This is a genomic window from Butyricimonas sp. DFI.6.44, assembly GCF_022132345.1.
Classification (GTDB): domain Bacteria; phylum Bacteroidota; class Bacteroidia; order Bacteroidales; family Marinifilaceae; genus Butyricimonas; species Butyricimonas muris.
This window is the reverse complement of record NZ_JAKNJD010000002.1, coordinates 412068-432720: the sequence shown is the minus strand read 5'-3', so window position 1 is coordinate 432720 and position 20653 is coordinate 412068. Positions and strand designations below refer to the sequence as shown.

General features: G+C 48.3%; 17 protein-coding genes, 1 tRNA gene and 1 pseudogene. 11 read left to right on the top strand and 8 right to left on the bottom strand.

What is annotated here, in order from left to right; all coding sequences use genetic code 11:
• Window positions 1–78 precede the first annotated feature (78 nt).
• Window positions 79–612: a DJ-1/PfpI family protein gene (locus L0M98_RS05165; protein ID WP_099292096.1), complete on the top strand. Its 534-nt coding sequence runs from the start codon at window positions 79–81 to the stop codon at window positions 610–612.
• A gap of 78 nt (window positions 613–690) precedes the next feature.
• Here the strand turns inward: L0M98_RS05165 and L0M98_RS05160 are convergent, their stop codons facing one another.
• From L0M98_RS05160 to L0M98_RS05150, 3 genes are all read right to left on the bottom strand, one after another.
• On the bottom strand, window positions 691–1728 hold the full coding sequence (locus L0M98_RS05160; RefSeq protein WP_227215269.1) for an inorganic phosphate transporter: 1038 nt from the start codon (window positions 1726–1728) through the stop codon (window positions 691–693).
• Window positions 1729–1733: 5 nt separating this feature from the next.
• Complete coding sequence (locus L0M98_RS05155; RefSeq protein WP_099292094.1) at window positions 1734–2384, bottom strand: DUF47 domain-containing protein; 651 nt, start codon at window positions 2382–2384, stop codon at window positions 1734–1736.
• An 88-nt stretch (window positions 2385–2472) separates the two neighbouring features.
• Window positions 2473–3471 carry a 4Fe-4S binding protein gene (locus L0M98_RS05150; protein WP_227215268.1) on the bottom strand — a complete coding sequence of 333 codons (999 nt, stop codon included), beginning with the start codon at window positions 3469–3471 and terminating at the stop codon, window positions 2473–2475.
• A 133-nt stretch (window positions 3472–3604) separates the two neighbouring features.
• On the opposite strand from L0M98_RS05150, the gene L0M98_RS05145 reads away from it, so the two are divergent.
• Window positions 3605–5869: a cation:proton antiporter domain-containing protein gene (locus L0M98_RS05145; protein WP_227215280.1), complete on the top strand. Its 2265-nt coding sequence runs from the start codon at window positions 3605–3607 to the stop codon at window positions 5867–5869.
• 72 nt (window positions 5870–5941) lie between these two features.
• On the opposite strand, the gene L0M98_RS05140 is transcribed toward L0M98_RS05145, so the two are convergent.
• Window positions 5942–6406 carry a hypothetical protein gene (locus L0M98_RS05140; protein ID WP_141560945.1) on the bottom strand — a complete coding sequence of 155 codons (465 nt, stop codon included), beginning with the start codon at window positions 6404–6406 and terminating at the stop codon, window positions 5942–5944.
• Window positions 6407–6594: 188 nt separating this feature from the next.
• Window positions 6595–7680, bottom strand: a pseudogene (locus L0M98_RS05135) (DNA polymerase III subunit gamma/tau); the annotation flags it as partial.
• Window positions 7681–8251: 571 nt separating this feature from the next.
• Between L0M98_RS05135 and L0M98_RS05130 the strand changes: the two are divergent.
• The 7 genes from L0M98_RS05130 (at window position 8252) to L0M98_RS05100 (ending at window position 16159) form a co-directional block, all read left to right on the top strand.
• Complete coding sequence (locus L0M98_RS05130) at window positions 8252–9733, top strand: 4Fe-4S binding protein (protein WP_227215267.1); 1482 nt, start codon at window positions 8252–8254, stop codon at window positions 9731–9733.
• A 20-nt stretch (window positions 9734–9753) separates the two neighbouring features.
• Window positions 9754–11151, top strand: a complete 1398-nt coding sequence (locus L0M98_RS05125) for an aldo/keto reductase (RefSeq protein ID WP_227215266.1) — start codon at window positions 9754–9756, stop codon at window positions 11149–11151.
• 188 nt (window positions 11152–11339) lie between these two features.
• Window positions 11340–13658, top strand: coding sequence for a TonB-dependent receptor domain-containing protein (locus L0M98_RS05120; protein ID WP_227215279.1), 2319 nt, complete (start codon window positions 11340–11342; stop codon window positions 13656–13658).
• Window positions 13659–13669: 11 nt separating this feature from the next.
• Complete coding sequence (locus L0M98_RS05115; protein ID WP_227215265.1) at window positions 13670–14182, top strand: ECF transporter S component; 513 nt, start codon at window positions 13670–13672, stop codon at window positions 14180–14182.
• Between the two features lie 11 nt (window positions 14183–14193).
• A complete protein-coding gene (locus L0M98_RS05110; protein ID WP_099292085.1) occupies window positions 14194–14385 on the top strand; it encodes a Sec-independent protein translocase subunit TatA/TatB in 192 nt (63 codons plus the stop codon).
• Window positions 14382–15173 carry a twin-arginine translocase subunit TatC gene (gene tatC, locus L0M98_RS05105; protein ID WP_227215264.1) on the top strand — a complete coding sequence of 264 codons (792 nt, stop codon included), beginning with the start codon at window positions 14382–14384 and terminating at the stop codon, window positions 15171–15173. The genes L0M98_RS05110 and tatC overlap by 4 nt, the downstream gene beginning before the upstream one ends.
• Before the next feature lie 41 nt (window positions 15174–15214).
• The gene (locus L0M98_RS05100; RefSeq protein ID WP_370645580.1) at window positions 15215–16159 is read left to right on the top strand and encodes a DUF362 domain-containing protein; all 945 of its coding nucleotides are present in this window, start codon (window positions 15215–15217) and stop codon (window positions 16157–16159) included.
• A gap of 93 nt (window positions 16160–16252) precedes the next feature.
• On the opposite strand, the gene L0M98_RS05095 is transcribed toward L0M98_RS05100, so the two are convergent.
• On the bottom strand, window positions 16253–16441 hold the full coding sequence (locus L0M98_RS05095; protein WP_227215262.1) for a hypothetical protein: 189 nt from the start codon (window positions 16439–16441) through the stop codon (window positions 16253–16255).
• A gap of 218 nt (window positions 16442–16659) precedes the next feature.
• Between L0M98_RS05095 and L0M98_RS05090 the strand changes: the two genes are divergently transcribed.
• Window positions 16660–16736: transfer RNA gene (locus L0M98_RS05090), tRNA-Arg, on the top strand.
• 250 nt (window positions 16737–16986) lie between these two features.
• A complete protein-coding gene (tpx, locus tag L0M98_RS05085; protein ID WP_099292081.1) occupies window positions 16987–17493 on the top strand; it encodes a thiol peroxidase in 507 nt (168 codons plus the stop codon).
• A 135-nt stretch (window positions 17494–17628) separates the two neighbouring features.
• Here the strand turns inward: tpx and L0M98_RS05080 are convergent, their stop codons facing one another.
• Together L0M98_RS05080 and L0M98_RS05075 are read right to left on the bottom strand one after the other, a co-directional pair.
• Window positions 17629–19005, bottom strand: a complete 1377-nt coding sequence (locus L0M98_RS05080; RefSeq protein ID WP_099292080.1) for a tryptophanase — start codon at window positions 19003–19005, stop codon at window positions 17629–17631.
• A 258-nt stretch (window positions 19006–19263) separates the two neighbouring features.
• Window positions 19264–20568 carry a DEAD/DEAH box helicase gene (locus L0M98_RS05075; protein WP_227215261.1) on the bottom strand — a complete coding sequence of 435 codons (1305 nt, stop codon included), beginning with the start codon at window positions 20566–20568 and terminating at the stop codon, window positions 19264–19266.
• Window positions 20569–20653 lie beyond the last annotated feature (85 nt).

Below are 20653 nucleotides of genomic sequence, written 5' to 3'. Positions count from 1 at the left end.
TTAGATAGCATACTTTTGCTATACAAAAGTAATAAACTTACTTAATAGAACTATTGTTTCACGCTAAAAAAATACATTATGGCAAAGAAAGTTGCAGTTTTGGCAGTAAACCCGGTCAACGGGTTCGGTTTATTCCAGTACTTGGAAGCGTTTTTCGAGAACGGGATACCTTATAAAGTATTCGCGGTTGCCGACACGAAAGAGATCAAAACAAACTCCGGTATCACCCTGTTTGCCGACGACGTGATCGCTCACCTCAAGGGACACGAGGATGAATACGACGCACTCGTGTTCGGTTGTGGCGACGCCATGCCCAAGTTCGGCGAGAATGCCGGGAAACCTTACAATCAGGATATGCTCGCCGTCATCAAGGCTTTCGGCGACAAGGGGAAAATTATTATCGGTCACTGTGCCGCAGCCATGATGTTTGATGCCACGGGTATCAGCACCGGCAAGAAAGTGGCAGTCCATCCGCTGGCAAAAGCCGCCATACAAAAAGGCATCGCTACCGACGAGAAATTCGAGATCGATGGTAATTTCTACACTGCCCAGACTGAAAACACGATCTGGACGATGATGCCGCAATTGATCGAGAGATTGAAAACGAATTGACCCGGTGATTGCCGAATCCCTCATTCTTGAAGTCCCCAAGTGTGGGGACTTCAAGAATAAAGGTATCAAAAGTCAATTTCAATTGCCCGGCATCGTCATGAACAACCCCATGATCCAGTACACGAGTCCGGACATCACGATGGTCGCGGGGATAGTCAATACCCATGCCGCCACGATATTCGTCGCCGTTGCCCAACGGACGGATGCCACACCTTTCGTGATGCCGACGCCGATAATGGCACCGGTGATGGTATGCGTGGTACTCACGGGAATACCCAGAACTGCCGTTCCCATCAACGTCAACGCACCGGATGTTTCGGCACAGAATCCTTGGACGGGTTTCAACCGTGCCAACCCGTCGCCCAAGGTCTTGATCACTTTCTTTCCCCCGACGATGGTACCCAAGGCGATCACCGAGTAGCAAGTGACGATCAACCACACGGGCACGTGGAACGATCCCGTGTTCTCGTACAGGTATTCACTCACGAAAGTGTTGCTACCTGCCACGCTATAAAGCAAAATAGCGATGATACCCATCGTTTTCTGGGCATCGTTCGCACCATGTCCCAAACTGAATATAGCGGAAGAGAATAATTGCAATCCTTTGAACAAGCCCTCGACTTTCAACGGGTGTTTGCGTCTGAATATCAACATCGTCAGGCACATCGTGAAAAAACCGAGTATCATACCGATAAGCGGGGAAAGCACGATGAACACTGCAATCTTGATAATCCCGGAAGCCACGAGAGCATCGCTCCCGAAGGTGAACCACACGGGACCGATCAACCCGCCGATCAAGGCATGGGACACGCTGATAGGCATCCCGAAATGAGTACACAACCATACCCAGACGACCGAGCCGATCAAAGCGGCGAAAATCAGGTATTCATTAATCCGGGAGGCTTCCACGATCCCCTCTCCCATCGTGTACGCCACGCTCACGCCGAAGATAAAAATAGCGGCGAAATTCCAGAACGCCGCCCAAAGCACTGCCATAGTGGGAGAGAATACACGAGTGGCGACGATCGTCGCTATCGAATTTGCCGCATCGTTCATCCCGTTCAGGAAGTCGAACAAGAGAGCGATCACGATGGCTAAAAGAACTATTGTCAGCATAACGATCAGGCAAATTTGATGATAATACCCCTCACGATGTCACTCACGTCCTTTGCCCGGTCGGTAGCATCTTCCAGTACCTGTCCTATATTTTTCAATTTAACCAACTCTATCGCGTCTTTCTCGTTGGCAAACACGTCACTCATGAATTCTTCATACAGGTTATCCACGTCATGCTCTATCTGCTTGATCCGGACACATTTCTCGTTAATCTCCTGCGGTCTTTTCTGGAGTTGATCCAACTCGTCCATGATCTGCCCCAGAATCCGGGCATCCTCGACGATACATTGCGCCATGGCAACCATCAACTGGTTGACGTTTTTCGGCCGATACATCAATACCCTTTTTGCCGCGTCATGGATAAAATCCAACAAAGTATCCATGCTGCTTCCCAGACGATTGATATCCTCCCGGTCGAAAGGGGTCACGAATGTCTTGTTCAATTCCTCGTAGAGCCGTGCCGTGATCTGATCACCACTATGCTCGTAATCTTTGACTTTCTTGTACAAAGTCTTTTGATTTTCAGGTTTCCGCTCTTGCAAAAGTTCAACCAGAAGTTTCGCGGCAGCCTCGATATTAACGGCTTGCTCGATATATAAAGGATAAAACTTTTTTTCCTTTACGACAAATAATTGAAGAAATCGGTCTATTTTCATTTCATTATTGATTAGTACGCAAATGTACAATCCTCCCGCGTATTACAGTGTTAAATTATCACAAAAATATTACATTTTCCGCGAACGTTTACACCCGGGCGATCGAAAGAAAACAAGTGAAAAAGACCAGCGTCGTACCTAGCCATAAACGTTCCGCGGCAAGAGGCGAAAGTCCCCAAAAACGATACTCCAAAGCACCGTGGCGGCACACGGCGAGGCAATCGCCGCACAACGTGCAATTCACCGCCGGACGCCCCTTGAGGATGCTCTCCCGGGGCAAAGCATCATAGCGGCATACCCGCGCACAAGCCATGCAACGCGTGCAACGGTCGTTTACCCGGAAACGCCACGGGGATATATACTTCAAATAAGACACCAAGGTACCCGCCGGACAATAGGTTGAACAATGCGCGGCTATTTTCCGTCCCCGGGATACAAGCACGATTATCCCGACGCCTGCCACTCCCGCAAAGGCAGCTATTAGCGAGGCATAAATCACGGGAACATGAAATAATCTCAATCCCAAAGCCACAAGGATAAACACCGCAAGTACCGTCCAACGGATGCCGGCTCTTGTGCCCGGCTTTATCCCCTGCCGCTTGCCGTTCTTCCCCGCCGCCAGACTGTCCCACGCCCCGAAGTAACACAGCTGACTGCACCACGCCCCCCCGGAAAGCAATATCGTGCTCAAGAACAAGAAGGGCATGAAGGACATTTCTCCCCGGTAGAATACCCCGACCGGAATCAATCCCGGTATCGGGAAGTGTAACTTGCCGGACATGAGGAAAACGGTATCCGCAAAAATACCCAGTGCCAGTTGAAAGAAAAATACCACGGAAAACAATAACCATATCCGCCGCCGCCAAACGGCACGCTTCGCCCTGTCGAACATCTTTAAATAAAGCCACCCGCCGAACAGTGCCGCCAACACGACCTGCAACCAACCACCGCCGGGCAACAAGCGTTCCGCCAGCAATAGCGGCGGTCGCACCATTACCTGCACGAGCGAGAGCAACGCTCCCGTGACCAGCATCGTCACGACGGCACCCGTAACTCCTTCTTTTTTTACATGGTTATTTTTAATCATAACGGGGCAAAGATAATATTTTCGAACCGCAAGCTTTATCCTCGAAATAGAAAATATACAAAAACATGCCGTCATCCCGTATATCCAATCCATAAAAGCATTAACTTTGTCGTCGATAATAATAAACAGCTATATGTCGGGCATTCCTGTTTTAATTTCGGATCTGGCGGTCATTCTTTTTTCTGCAGGACTGATAACCATTATTTTTAAATGGCTAAAACAGCCGGTCGTGTTAGGATATATCATGGCAGGCATCATCGCGGGACCTTACACGTTCGGCGGTCCCATGGTCACAGACTCGGCAAATATCCAAATATGGGCCGATATCGGGGTTATTTTCCTCCTGTTCGCCTTGGGACTCGATTTCAGTTTCAAAAAGCTGATGAATGTCGGCGGTACCGCCATGATTAGCGCCCTCACGATCGTGGGAGCTATGATGATGTTGGGATACTCTGCCGGACTGGCACTCGGCTGGGGGCACATGAACAGCCTCTTCCTCGGGGGTATGCTGTCCATGTCGTCCACGACGATTATTTTCAAGGCTTTCGAGGACATGGGATTACGAGGGCAACGTTTCGCGGGGGTAGTCTTCGGTATCCTCGTCGTGGAAGACCTTTTCGCCGTTGTCTTGATGGTATTGTTGTCCACCTTGGCGGTAAGCAAGCATTTCGAGGGAATGGAAATGGCAAACAGCATACTGAAACTTGTCGCTTTCCTTGTTTTTTGGTCGATCACGGGTATTTTCCTGATACCCACTTTTCTCAAAAAAGCGAAACAGTGGTTGAATGCCGAAACACTGCTCGTCGTGTCGCTAGGTTTATGCCTCGGCATGGTTTTATTGGCAGTTAAGGCGGGTTTCTCTGCGGCATTGGGGGCATTCGTCATGGGTTCGATTCTGGCTGAAACCGTAGAGGCGGAGAATATCGAACACTTGATCAAGCCGGTAAAAGATCTTTTCGGGGCAATATTCTTTGTTTCCGTCGGCATGATGATCGATCCCGCCATGCTGATCGAGTACTGGTTCCCGATCTTGTTGATCACCGTCGTGGTCATGGTGGGACAAATTACCTTTTCCGCTTTCGGAATACTACTTTCCGGTCAGAACTTGAAAATAGCCATCCAGTCCGGTTTTTCGCTCGCGCAAATCGGCGAATTCGCGTTTATCATCGCGTCACTGGGAATGTCGCTGCACGTGACGGACGAATTTCTCTATCCTATCGTTGTTACCGTATCGGTCATTACCACGTTCTTTACCCCCTACATGATCCGGCTATCGGAACCGGCTTACCGGTTCGTGAATAATCATCTGCCCCAAGCATGGATTCGCTTCCTTGACAGGTACAGCACGGGAACAAACACGATACACCATAAAGGGATGTGGACCCGGCTACTGAAGGCCTTATTACGTATCGTGATTACCTACACTATACTCTCTATCTTCACGATCGTCCTTTTCCTGCAATACCTCACGCCGATTATCCGACAGGAATTACCGGGGATACAAGGCGGAATAGTCAGCGCTATTGCCATATTGTTGCTGATTTCCCCGTTTCTCCGTGCCATGATGATGAAGAAAAATCACTCGGAAGAGTTTCAACACCTCTGGAACGACAGTAAATACAACCGGGGACCGCTCGTGTCGCTCATCGTGCTGCGTATAGCCTTGTGTATCGGAATTGTCATGTTCGTGATTTCCAGCCTCGTGAACGTGGCGGCAGGACTTTTATTGCTGATCGCGAGTGCCATTATCCTGTTTTTCATTTATTCCAAACGACTGAAGAAGTATTCTATCCTGCTGGAAAGGCGTTTCCTGCGTAATTTCACGGCACGCCAACAGGAGCAAGAACGCAAATCACCTATCAAACAACGTTTCGTGCAACATTTGCTCAACCGGGATCTTCATTTGGCAGATTTCGAGGTGTCACAATCCTCTCCCAGCGTGGGGAAAACATTAAAAGAATTGAATTTCCGCCAATCCTGCGGGGTTAGCGTGGTAACTATCATCCGCGGCGAGGAACGCATCAATATCCCCGGCGGCGAGGAACGTTTGTACCCGTTTGACCATATCATCGTGGCAGCGACAGATAAAGAGATCGAAGTGTTCCGTAAGTTCGTGGAAGACCGGGTGGAAAAAAGAAAACAGGAACTGGAACAGCAACGCCCGCCCGAAGTCAGTCTGGAACAATTCATAATCGAGGAAAACACCCCGCTGGTAGGGCATTCCATCCGGGAATCCGGCATCCGGGATAAAGCCGCCTGTCTGGTCATCGGTATCGAGCGCAACGGCACGTCCACCATGAATCCCACCCCGGACACCATTTTCGAGGCAGGGGATGTCGTGTGGATCGTGGGCGAAAGGGATAAATTAATCCATTTGGCAGACGGGGAAACGATCTAAATTCCTCCACACAAGCTGACGCTTATTCTGTGATTTAATGCTTTCAGTTCCTGTCATTCTCTAATCACAGAATCACTCTATTTCCAACCCGAAAAGGGCTTTCAATTCACCGACAGCGGGATTAATAGTCACGAAATGTTCAAACTTATCTTTAGAGGTAAACAGACGCTTCTTTTCCTCCCCGTTATTTTTTTCCACGTAGATTTGCACGTTCAGCGTGATATACCCGTTATTCAGTTTCTTCATCAAGAAAGAAAGTAATGCCGGATGTAAATCCATGACTCTGGTCAACAGGAAATCATTATCCACTTCAATCGTAATGACAAATCCCTCCACTTTAGGCGCGTGGGACAAAAGGGCGATCTTCGCCGCCTTATCCTCCTCACCCAAGGTAGCGAGGAATGTTTCCAACGCACCCGACACGTCGGCAAGAGAGAATTCACTTTGAGCCTTCACCCGGTTATCATCAGTTTTTACACTCTGTCTCTCCCGCGGCTCGTTGTGTTTCTCCTTCGTTTCTTCCAATGCCTTTTTCAAATTGAAAGAATGTATATTCTCGGGCTTTCCGCCTGTCTTCGGAGTTACAACGCTGACACGCTTCTCCTCCGCGGGTGGCGTCACACTTACACTGTCCCCGTTCGCTTGCTGGAATTTACCGCTAAATCCTTCGATCTTTAATAACCCGGCAAACTCCTCTATACTAAGGCTTTTTTTTTTAGCTCATTAATCTGGCACAATTTAATCAGAGTGAGTTCCACACACAAGCGTTTCTCCATGCGAATTTTATACTGCATCTCGCATTGCTCGATGACTTTCAAGGCGTCGAAGATGAAATCGGGAGTTACCGTCTGTGCCTGTTGCAGGTAACGCTCTTTGATGGAAGCACTCACTTCCAATAATTGTACTGTTATCGACTCTTTCGCCACTAATAGATCGCGGAAATGTCGACCGAGCCCCGATATCAAGTTTCCGGCATCGAATCCCTTTTCCATGATCTCGTTGAAAAGCAAGAACGTTTCGGCCACCTTCCCGGCATAAAATAAATCGGTTAACCTGAAATAGTAATCGTAATCCAACACGTTCAGATTCTCGATCACTTTATCGTAGGTCAAATTCTTACCGCAGAAACTGACAACCTGATCAAAGATAGAAAGAGCGTCACGCATCGCCCCGTCAGCCTTTTGGGCGATCACGTTCAAAGCCTCCTCCTCGGCCTGTATTCCCTCCTTTGTCGCAATACGCTTCAAATGCTCGATCGTATCGGGCACCTTAATCCGGTTAAAGTCATATATCTGGCAACGCGACAATATGGTCGGCAGAATCTTGTGCTTTTCCGTCGTCGCCAGAATAAATATGGCATGGGCGGGCGGTTCTTCCAATGTCTTCAGAAACGCATTGAAAGCCGAGGCACTCAACATATGCACCTCGTCGATAATATACACGCTGTAACGCCCCACCTGCGGCAATATCCGTACTTGGTCTACCAATCCGCGGATATCATCCACGCTATTGTTCGAGGCGGCATCCAGTTCATGTATGTTCAACGAACGCCCGCTGTTAAACGCCCGGCAGGACTCGCATTCGTTGCAGGGTTCCGCGTTGGGTTGCAAATTCATACAATTAATCGTCTTGGCAAAAATACGGGCACACGTCGTTTTCCCGACACCGCGCGGTCCGCAAAACAAATAAGCCTGTGCCAATTGTTTATTGAGGATAGCGTTTCTCAACGTGGATGTGATCGAGTGTTGCCCTATCACAGTATCGAAACTTGCAGGTCTGTATTTACGCGCCGAAACAATATAATTCTCCATGAATAATAACTTTCTATTTACTTGTGACTTTCTTTGAACATCGGTCTACAAAATTACAAAGTAAAATGAATTATCACTCCACAAAATCAATTTATTTTTCCTACCGACATCAAACAACTGACATTCCACGATTTATGCCCCTTCCCCCCCGACATGTCAAATATTTTCAGGTTTCCTCTCGTTTTCGAGAAAAAATTCTAAAACGCTCCATAATATTATTCTTAATATAAATGATAATAACACGTATTTCCGAATTATTAAATTTTATTTAAATACAATTTAAATTCTATTATTTTCCTATTATAATAGGCTTTGAATAGGAGTTGAATGGGAATTGAATGGGAGATGCTACAAATCAACTACAAGTATGATACATTATATATAAATATAAATTAACTTATTTTACACGAAACTCTGGAGAAAACAGAGCTATATTTTCCCACGACTCCGTTTTAGTGGAATTGATTTATTTTCGTCATTAGTTTACATTTTTTCGCTTTAAAGCAACAAGTGTATTAACCAGAGTATTACCCGGATATCTTTGCCGAGTAAACTCAAAAACAAAGACGTGATGCTACGAAAACTCAGATTGACACTTGCTATGATTTGCTTCGCGCTCATCACCCTCCTCTTCCTCGATTTCACGGGAACGTTGCACGGGTGGTTCGGCTGGCTGGCAAAAATCCAATTCCTCCCCGCCGTTCTGGCACTAAACGCGGGAGTTGTCGTATTCCTCGCCCTCCTCACCCTGTTGTTCGGACGAGTGTATTGCTCCGTGCTCTGCCCCTTGGGTGTATTTCAAGACGTGGTGGCATGGTTCGGGAAACGGCGGAAGAAACTACCCTACTCCTACTCCCCCGCTCTGTCGTGGTTGCGGTACGGCATGCTTGGAGTCTTCATTATCGCGCTCGTCGCCGGGATAGGTTCCGTCGTCGCCCTGCTCGCGCCTTACAGCTCTTACGGGCGTATCGCCGCAAACCTCTTCGCCCCGGTATGGCAATGGGGTAACAACCTACTCGCTTACATGGCACAACGGGCGGACAGCTACGCTTTCTACGAGACGGACGTGTGGCTGAAGAGTCTGCCGACCTTCATCATCGCCGTCGTGACTTTCGCGGTAATCGTCATACTGGCATGGCGCAACGGACGCACGTACTGCAACACCCTCTGTCCCGTGGGCACCGTGCTGGGATTCCTCTCCCGCTACTCGCTCTTCCGGGTAACGATTGATGCCGACAAGTGCAACGGGTGCAGCCTATGTGCCCGCCAATGCAAGGCAGCCTGTATCAATCACAAGGAACACCGCGTGGATTATAGCCGTTGCGTGGCATGCATGGATTGCGTCGCTACTTGCAAACATGGTGCTATCCGTTACGAACGCCGCCACGCGCAACCGTCGCAAGCGGGTGAAACATCCGCGGTAAACAAAACACGCCGCGACTTCCTGTCCGTCGCCACGCTACTGGCAAGCACCACCGTGCTAAAAGCACAGGAGAAGAAAGTGGACGGCGGACTTGCCGTTATCGAGGACAAGAAAATCCCTCATCGCGACACGCCACTCACGCCTCCCGGCTCTCTCGGGGCTCGTAACATGAGCCGGCATTGCACTGCCTGCCAACTATGCGTGACGGCTTGTCCCAATGGAGTGTTGCGCCCGTCGGGCAGCCTGCTCACGCTGATGCAACCGGAAATGTCCTACGAACGGGGGTATTGCCGACCGGAATGTAACCGTTGTTCCGAAGTATGCCCGGCAGGAGCCATCCTCCCCATCACGGCAGCAGACAAATCCTCTATCCAAATCGGTCATGCCGTGTGGGTAAAAGAAAATTGCGTGCCGCTGACCGACGGCGTGGAGTGCGGCAACTGTGCCCGCCACTGCCCCGCGGGAGCTATCGAAATGGTGGCATCGAACCCGGACATGACGGACTCTCCCCGGATACCCGTGGTAAACACCGAACGCTGTATCGGCTGCGGTGCCTGCGAAAACCTGTGCCCGGCACGTCCCTTCAGTGCCATTTACGTGGAAGGACACGAGATGCATAAAACCGTTTAACGTTTAAAAGAGGAAAAGATATGGACAACAAGAATAAAAAAGAGATAAACCGACGGGAATTTTTGAAAGTACTAGGCGCAGGAACGGTCGTCACGGCAGCCGCGTTACACGGTTGCCGTCCGCGGAATAACTCCGCCAACGGCAACATGGCAAACAAACAAACGGGTGAAATGACCTATCGCGTCAACCCGACAACGGGCGACAAAGTTTCGCTGCTCGGGTACGGTTGCATGCGTCTGCCGACCATCGCCAACTCCAGCGCAAGAGATAGCCAAGACGAAATCGACCAAGAAATGGTAAACCGGCAAGTGGACTACGCCCTCGCCCACGGGGTAAACTACTTCGACACGTCGCCCGCCTATTGCCGGGGACTCTCGGAACACGCCATGGGCATAGCCCTCAGCCGACACCCGCGGGACAAGTATTTTATTGCCACTAAATTATCTAACTTCTCGCCCGACACGTGGAACCGGGAATCATCCCTCGCCATATACCGCAATTCGCTTAAAGAATTGCAAACGGATTACCTCGATTACATGCTGCTCCACGGCATCGGCATGGGGGGAATGGAAGCCCTGAAAGGACGTTACCTTGACAACGGCATGCTCGACTTTCTGGTCGCAGAACGTGAAGCGGGACGTATCCGCAATCTCGGTTTCTCCTATCACGGTGATATCGAAGTTTTCGACTATCTGCTATCACGACACGACGAAATCAAATGGGACTTCGTGCAAATCCAACTCAATTACGTGGACTGGAAACATGCCAAGGAGGTAAACACCCGCAACACCGATGCCGAATACCTGTACGGGGAACTCTCCAAACGAGGTATTCCCTCCATCATCATGGAACCCCTGCTGGGCGGACGTCTGGCAAACGTGCCCAATCACATCGTCAGCCGCCTGAAACAACGTCGCCCGACGGATAGCGTGGCATCGTGGGCGTTCCGCTTCGCGGGCTCGCCGGAAGGTGTATTAACCGTATTAAGCGGCATGACTTACATGGAACACTTGCAAGAGAACCTTGCTACTTATTCCCCGCTGGAACCCTTGACCGATGATGAAAAAGTATTTTTGGAAGAAACGGCTCAACTGATGCTGAAATACCCCACGATTCCCTGCAACGACTGCAAATATTGTATGCCCTGCCCGTACGGCATCGACATCCCTTCCATCCTCATTCATTACAACAAATGCGTGAACCAAGGGAATATACCCGCCGGAAAACAGGATGAAAATTACCGTAAAGCACGACGTGCATTTCTCGTCGGTTATGACCGTAGCGTCCCGAAACTACGGCAGGCAAGCCATTGTATCGGTTGCAACCAATGCGCACACCATTGCCCGCAGAACATCGACATTCCCGGCGAACTGCACCGCATCGACAGGTTCGTGGAACAATTGAAAATTGAAAGTTGAAAATTGAAAATTGAAAAATCAATTAACCTGTAAAAATGGTAACAACAACTGTAATTCATGTCACAACAAAGTAAACCGGATAACCTAACTTCGCGTCAAAACAAAAGAACCACATCATGACAGAAAGCACAACAGAACCACAACATGCTGACGCACACAACCTGCAACTCGCCGAAGGCGAATGTAACCTGCAACCTGCAACTTGCCGAAGGCAATCCCTCATCGACTTATTGCACGACGGCGGGTACTCCTGCGTTATCGCGAAAGGAACGGAAACCCGTACTTTCAGCCAACGCGGCGTTGCAGACCTGTACGACCTGCTGGAACAAGAGCCCTCGTTCATGAAAGGAGCGCGGGTAGCGGACAAAGTGATTGGCAAAGCGGCAGCGGCACTCATGGTGTTGGGCGGCGTGGAAAGCGTCTACACGGACACGATTAGCGAACCTGCCCTAGCGCTGTTGCGTGAAGCCAACATAGAGGTATGCTTCACCAGACGCGTCCCTCTCATAGAGAATCGCGCCAAAACAGGCTGGTGCCCGTTGGAATCCGCCTGCCTCGATATTAAATCGGCACGGGACATCTTCCCCGTGATACAAAACTTCATATCAAAAATAAGAATGACTAAAAAATTGGCATGTGCCTTGTTTACATGTATGCTCCTTGGCACGGGGTTACAGGCACAATCACGAAAGGACACGACCGAAGTCGCCCGTAACTACACCATTAACGAGGTCGTGGTCACCGGGACACGCAACGAAACGGATGCACGTCAGCTTCCCATGACCGTCACCGTCGTGAACCGGGAAACAATAGAAAAACGCCTTGAACCCTCGTTACTCCCTATTTTGACGGAACAAATCCCGGGACTGTTCATCACCAGCAGGGGTATCTTGGGATACGGCGTATCGACAGGGGCTGCCGGGGGCATGAACTTGCGGGGTGTCGGGGGAAACTCCACCACCGGGTTGCTCGTGCTCATTGACGGTCACCCGCAATACATGGGACTCATGGGACACCCCATCGCCGACGCCTACCAATCCATGCTAGCAGAACGCGTGGAAGTTGTACGGGGTCCGGCATCCGTGCTCTACGGGTCGAACGCCATGGGCGGTGTAATCAACATCATTACCCGCCAACAACGGGATGACGCGGTGAAGACAAGCGCCCGCCTGAGTTACGGCTCGTACAATACCCTCGTGACCGAAGCCGCGAACAGCGTGAAACGAGGCAGATTCAGCAGCATCGTGACTGGTTCATACAACCGCACCGACGGCCACCGCGAGGACATGGGATTCGAACAATACGGCGGGTACGCCAAACTGGGATACGAATTGAACAACACGTGGAGCATGTACGGCGACGTGAACGTCACACACTTCAACGCCTCGAACCCCGGTACGGTCAACGCCCCCCTCTTGGACAACGATTCCCGCATCACCAGAGGCATGACCTCGTTCGCCCTAACCAACCGTCACGAGAAAACATCCGGTGCGTTGAGTTTCTTTTACAACTGGGGACGCCACGAGATTAACGACGGCTATTCCAGAGGAAAAGAACCGCTGGCGTACCGCTTCCACTCGAAAGACATCATGCTGGGCGTATCCCTGTACCAAAGCACAACCCTGTTCAAGGGCAACCGGATAACCCTAGGCGCTGACTTCCAACACTTCGGCGGTGAAGCTTGGAATCGTTTCGTCACGGACGGGCACGAGGAGGAGATATCCGACAAATCGGAAAACGAAATCGCAGGATACGCGGATTTCCGGCAAGCATTGACAGAATGGCTCACCGTGGATGTAGGAATACGCGTAGACCACCACTCGGTAACGGGTACGGAATGGATACCACAAGCCGGATTGTCGGCATACCTGCCCAACAACAGTAGCCTGAAAGCGATGGTAAGCAAAGGCTTCCGCAACCCGACGATAAAAGAGTTGTACATGTTCCGTGTCGCCAACCCGGATTTATTGCCGGAACGGCTGTGGAACCACGAGCTATCTTACACGCAACGCCTGCTGAACAACAAGCTTCATTACGGGATAAATCTTTTCTATATCAACGGGGAAAATATCATCAGCCCGCAAATGGTAGACGGACGCCGAATGAACATCAATACCGGGAAAATAGAAAACTGGGGAGCGGAAGCCAACGCGGCTTACCGTATCCACCCGGAATGGAATATCACCGCCAATTACAGTTGGCTACGCATGGTACACCCGATAGTGGCGGCACCGGAGCATAAGCTATTCATCGGGGCTGACTTCACGAGGGGACGGTGGAGTGCATCGACAGGCGTACAATACGTGGCAGGACTTTACACCACGGTTGACCCGGTGGAGAAGAAAGAGAGTTTCGTGCAGTGGAACGCGAGAGTCAGTTATCGCCTGAGTCCCTTCACCCATGTCTTCGTACGGGGAGAAAACCTTCTGGCACAACGCTATGAGATAAACGACGGCTTTCCCATGCCCAAGGCTACATTCATGGGGGGAATAAATTTACACTTCTAAAACGAACAAATATGAAAACAACAGCAATTCAATTGTACACCTTAGACTACAAAGAAGCGAAAACCTATCTTGCGACATCGCTCTTCATCGTCGGCAACATGGTGCTGCCACAATTATGCCATCTCGTGCCGCAAGGCGGGACCACGTGGCTGCCGATATATTTCTTTACCCTCATCGGTGCTTATAAATACGGTTGGAAAGTAGGACTGCTCACGGCGGTATTCTCGCCCGTGCTCAACTCCCTGCTGTTCGGTATGCCGCCCGCGGCTGCCTTACCGGCGATTCTGCTGAAATCCGTGCTACTGGCTGTAGCCGCAGGATACGCCGCCCAACGATTCAAACGTGTTTCCATCCCACTTCTCCTTGCGGTTGTATTATCTTACCAAATCACGGGCATACTCGGGGAATGGGCTATGATTGGCGACTTCACCCGTGCCGTGCAGGACTTCCGTATCGGATTGCCGGGAATAGCCCTGCAAATCTTCGGGGGATACTCGTTTATTAAATACATTATTAACAAATAAAAATTCAGCTTATGACATCCATGATTTTATTCCTCATCGGGACACCGGAAATATTGTTTATAGCGCTTATAGTACTGTTACTTTTCGGCGGAAAGAAAATACCCGAATTAATGAAGGGCATCGGTAAAGGTGTTCGCAGCTTCAAGGACGGAATGAACGGTATTGAAACCAAAATAGAAAAAGACACAACCGAAGAGAAATGAATGCGACGGACAACATAAAGGAACAGACCTTTTGGGAGCATCTCGACGAACTGCGCGGCTGCTTGATACGAATAGGCGCGGTCGTCGTGATATTCGGGATAGCGGCGTTTCTGTTCAAGGACGAAACGTTCGCTATCATTCTGGCTCCCAAAAGCGACAGCTTCATCATTTACAAAGCATTCGCCTTTGTAAGCGAACGGCTGTCACTGCCGGGTGTCGCCCCGGAAGCCTTTTCCGTCAAATTAATCAACACCGGACTGGCGGAGCAATTCGTGATACATATGCGGGCAGCCATATACACGGGCATCCTCATCGCTTCACCCTATATCATCTACACCTTGTTCCGGTTCATCTCTCCAGCCCTGTACAGCCAAGAGAAAAAATACGCCGCACGGGTAGTCGGGAGTAGCTACGTGATGTTCATGCTGGGTGTCGCACTAAGCTATTTCCTGATATTTCCACTGACATTCCGCTTTCTCGGTACATATCAAGTGAGTGGCGAGGTGGAAAACATGATTTCCCTGCAATCGTACATGGATACCCTCATGATGATGAACCTGATGATGGGCATCGTCTTCGAGATACCTATCCTATGCTGGCTGCTAGCTAAATTCGGGTTGCTCTCTGCCGCTTTCATGCGCCGTTATCACCGTCACGCGATAGTCGTAATCCTCGTGCTCGCCGCTATCATCACCCCCACGTCGGACGTCTTCACCCTGTTAATGGTATCGCTTCCCATGTGGCTACTGTATGAAATCAGCATTTTAATTGTTAAACATACACGTTAAAAAGTTTATATATGAAAACGAATCTGTTACCTATTTTAATTATGACACTCGTGTCACCACTTACAGCATTCAGCTATAATTCACCCTCGAAAGAGGAAAGCAAAAAAAGCCTTCCCAAAGTTTACATGGTCAAAGAAATCAGCCCGGAAAGCCTTCTCCGCATATACGAAGCACTTGGGCGAGAAGCCACGGGAAAAGTAGCCGTTAAGATTTCTACCGGAGAACCGGGCGGCAACAATTACTTGAAACCCGCGCTTATCGGCGATCTCGTGAAAAAAGTAAACGGTACCATTGTCGAGTGTAACACCGCTTACGGCGGCGGACGGGCAAACACGACCGCCCACCTGCAAGCAGCCAAAGACCACGGTTTCACAGCCATCGCCGAAATCGATATCATGGACGCGGAGGGAGAAACAGCACTCCCGGTCAAGGGTGGCAAGCACCTGAAAGAAGACTTCGTGGGTTCGCACTTTCTGAATTACGACTTCACGATTATCCTTTCGCACTTCAAGGGACACGCGATGGGTGGCTTCGGTGGCGCGATCAAAAATATGTCGATCGGCATCGCTTCCTCGGCAGGAAAAGCATGGATTCATAGCGCCGGAAAGACAAAAGACGACCCGTGGAGCAACCTGCCCGAACAAGACGATTTCTTGGAATCCATGGCTGAAGCCGCCAAAGCCATCGCCGACCATTGTGGCGAAAAGATTCTCTATATCAGCGTAGCCAATAACCTATCGGTCGACTGTGACTGCGCCTCTGCCCCCGAAGATCCAAAAATGGGCGACATCGGCATCCTCGCCTCCCTAGACCCCGTGGCTTTGGACAAAGCGTGTGTCGATCAAGTGTACTCTTCACCTGATCACGGACGTATCCACTTGATCGAACGGATGGAATCCCGCCACGGCATACACACGCTCGTCCACGCCGAGAAATTAGGCATGGGCAGCCAAAAGTATGAATTAATCCTACTGGACAAGGAATAACAAAGGAAGTATTAATCCTCCACCCTGTTTATAAAGGAAATTAAAAACCGCTTACCGGACTCTACCCAAATTAAGAGGCTGCCGAACAGCCTCTTATTTCTCCCGAATCTTCTTCAAAAACGTCATAAAACCATAAACCGTATCAAATATACATCTTTTCCTTCCCGATACTTTCAACTCCGCTTCCAAAACCTTTTCCAACGCAGACAGCACGTTATCACAATCCGAAATACCAAATCCCGACACTTGGGATACTTTTTCCATCAATTCCATTCTGTTCATACTTCCATTATTTAATTATAAAACAAAAATATCCCCTATCTTAATACCATTTCAAATAATAAGACAAAACCACTGATTTACGAGACAAACCACCCCAATTACCAGACAATATCTATATCCTTCTGAAATTTCTGCAAATAATATAATAAAAAGTATCCCTCAAAGTTTGCATTTATAACGGAAAGCACTATATTTGCACCGTCAAAAAAATGACACCCGGTTCGGTAGCTCAGTTGGATAGAGCAACGGCCTTCTAAGCCGTAGGTCTTGGGTTCGAATCCCAACCGGATCACCACATTTAAAACAACTTACTTATTTCCAGTAAGTTGTTTTTTTATTAAGAACATATTTAAAAACGTAACTCTTTACTCTATTTTTAGGTCAAGTTCCTATAGAGAAATATATTTTCATTCTTCATCTCTTTTCGCAAACTTTTTTAAGGAATAACCCGTAGAACAAATTGTAAAATTTCTTTTTGCGAAACAAGAATTAAAATTATACATTTGAAGATACATATTAAGTCAAACATTTAAATTTTAAACACTATGGCAAAAGTAACACTTGCTGGTAACAGTATAAACACGAAAGGTAACTTACCTTCAGTAGGTTCCGCGGCTCCGGATTTCTCGTTAGTAAAAACGGATTTGTCCGAATTGACATTAGCCGACCAAAAAGGAACACGTGTTGTCCTGAATATTTTCCCGAGTCTTGATACAAGCGTATGCGCTACATCCGTACGCACTTTCAATAAATTAGCCGCAGAGATGAAAAATACGGTGGTACTTGCTATATCAAAAGACCTCCCTTTCGCTCACGCGCGTTTCTGCACGACGGAAGGAATTGATAAAGTAATCCCTCTATCTGCATTCAGGGATCATAAATTCGGGGAGAAATACGGGGTGGAAATGATTGACGGCCCATTAGCAGGTCTATTGGCTCGCTCGGTTGTCGTTATTGACGAAAACGGGAAAATCGTTTATGAAGAACTCGTACCGGAAATCACACACGAACCTAACTATGACGCCGCATTGGCATGTTTGAAAAGTTTATAAGGTCCATAAAGTTATAAAGTTCATAAAGTACAAGTAAACACCCAAAGCTTCAACAAGCTAACTTTATGAACTTTAAATTCCGAAGGAATAACTTTACAAACCTTATAAACAAAAAGGGGCTTTCGCCCCTTTTTATTATTTAGCACGCTCTAATTGAACAGTAAAGTGACGCATTAACGGTGCTTCCCAAGTAATTTGGAAACCACGAGTAATCTGCTCACGACGATCAAATACATTTTTCAAGGCAACGGCTATCACGTCCATATGATTGTTCGTGTACACTCTTCTCGGGATAGCCAGACGCAAAAGATCCAAACCACCGAAACGGTTTTCACGAGTTACCGGATCACGGTCAGCCAAGATATAACCGATTTCGCAACCGCGAATACCGGCCTCCAAGTACAATTCTACCGTCAACGTCTGAGCCGGGAATTCTTCTTTCGGTACATGAGTCAATACTTTCGGGGCATCGATAAACAAAGCGTGACCTCCGGCGGGACGTTGATAAGGAATTCCAAATTCATCCAGACGTTTTGCCAAGTATTCCACTTGTTTGATACGGGTTTCAAGATTATCGAACTCTGTATTTTCATCCAAACCGATAGCCAGAGCGTTCATATCGCGACCGTTCATACCACCATAAGTCAAGTACCCCTCGAACTGCACGCAGAAGCCCTTAGCTCCCTCGAACCAGTCTTGGTGGCGGGTAGCGATGAAACCACCCATGTTCACGATAGCATCTTTCTTCGCACTCATGGTCATACCGTCAGCGTTATCGAACATCTCTTTCACGATCTCTTTGATCGTCTTATTTTGATAACCCTCTTCACGAGTCTTGATAAAATAAGCGTTCTCAGCGAAACGAGCCGAATCGAACAACACGCGTTTGCCATATTTATCGGCGATAGCACGCACTTCCTTGATATTTTTCATGGAAACAGGCTGTCCTCCTGCCGTGTTGTTCGTAACCGTCACGATAATAAACGGAATCTTGTCAGCATGTTCTGCCAACACTTTCTCCAATTTCACCGGATCCAAGTTTCCTTTAAACGGAATCTCCAATTGGGTATCTTTTGCCTCGTCGATAGTCACGTCCCAAGCGATAGCCTTACGTCCCTCGATGTGCCCCTTCGTGGTATCGAAGTGAGAGTTACCGGGAACGATATCGCCTTCTTTTACTAAATAAGAGAAAAGCACGTTCTCGGCAGCGCGTCCTTGGTGAGTCGGGATAATATAATCGAATCCGGTCAAACGGGTAATCATATCCTTCAACTTGAAGAAAGAAGATGCCCCGGCATAACTTTCATCACCCAACATCATTCCTGCCCATTGGCGGTCACTCATGGAACCGGTTCCGGAGTCCGTAATCAAGTCTATATACACTTGCTCCGAACGTAATTGAAACACGTTGTAGTGAGCCTCTTTAATCCATTGTTCTCTCTCTTCACGAGTACTTTTACGGATGGGTTCAACCATCTTAATCTTCCAAGATTCTGCAAAAGGTAATTCCATAATCTTTAAACTTTAAATAGTTAATGATATAAATAATTATAATATGATTTTCCAATCAAACAACCTTAAAAGGTCATCATGTTAAATAAGGAAATAATAAATGTGAGGACACGAAAGACCACCACCTCTAATCAACAAAGGTGTCGCGCTTCTTAATATTTAAGAAAAGTTTACTTACTAATATGACGCACTTATCTTTCATCGAAGCAAATTTGGGAAAAATAATAAAAAAGACCAAGGAAATCTTGGTCTTTTTTATTATTTCTTTTTTTTCTTCGCGTTTCGCTTCCGCATCACGTTTCGTCGATTATCTTCCGCCGTGTAACTATTTTTGGCTTTCTTCTGGTGGAAAGCACCTCCCCCTTGTTGTCGTCCCTGCTGGTAAACGATATTACTTGTCTGCACCTGTTCCTCTTCCAGCAACAACTGGGATATTTCCAACTTCTCCGGCAAATCCAACACCTCCACGCTTTGATTAATCAACCGCTCGATATCCATGAAGCGGTCTTCCTCTATCTCGGACACGAAACTGATTGCCACTCCCTCTTTTCCCGCACGAGCCGTACGCCCGATGCGATGCACGTATTCCTCCGCCAAAGAAGGAATATCAAAGTTTATTACATGAGTCACATCCTGCACGTCAATACCGCGTGCCGCCACGTCTGAAGCCACGAGGATACGAGTTTCCCCTTCTTTAAAAGCACGTAAAGCGTTCAACCGGGTATTCTGTGCCTTGTTCGAGTGTATCACGCTCAACTCTCCTTTCCAATGATCCGCCAAGCGTTCCACGATCCGGTCGGCATTCTTCTTTGTCTCCGTAAATATCATCACTTTCTTGTATCTCTCCTTATCCGCGAGCAATACTTTCAACAAATTGATTTTCGTCGTGATATTCGGCACGTCATAACGGAATTGCTCCACGTGTTCCACCGGGGTTGCTTGACGTGCAACTTCCACCCGCACCGGTTCTTTCAAGAAATCACGGGATAGACTTTCTACCGCTTCCGAGAATGTAGCCGAAAACAACATCGTTTGATGCTTCTCCGGTAATACTTCGAATATACCCTTTAATTGCGGCAAGAACCCCAAATCCATTAACCGATCGGCCTCATCCACCACGACCGTTTTAATCATTTTCGTCCGGATGATACCATTATAATATATATCCATAAAACGACCGGGTGTGGCGACCAATAAATCTACCCCCTCGAACACCTTATCTTGTTGAGTCCTTATATTCGTACCGCCATACACGCCCACGCAACGGATATCCATATATTCCGTCAGCAATTCAACACTCTCGCACACCTGCACGACCAACTCCCGCGTAGGCACAACCACCAACGCTCTCGGCACCAACCCTTGCGCGTAATGCAACTTCATCAACATCGGGATCAGATAAGCCAGCGTCTTTCCCGTACCCGTCTGTGCTATACCGATAAGGTCTTTCCCGGAACGACTGACAGAAAAAACCTCTTCCTGAATAGGGGTCGGGTTCTCGAAACCAGCCTCTTCCAACGCCATTAAAATCTGCTTATTTATATTCAAATCCTGAAATCCCATAGGTATCATGTTTTAAGTCTATTTATCCGCGAAGGTACAAAAAAGTAGGCACTCGGCAGAAATAAATTTATTTATAAAATAAATT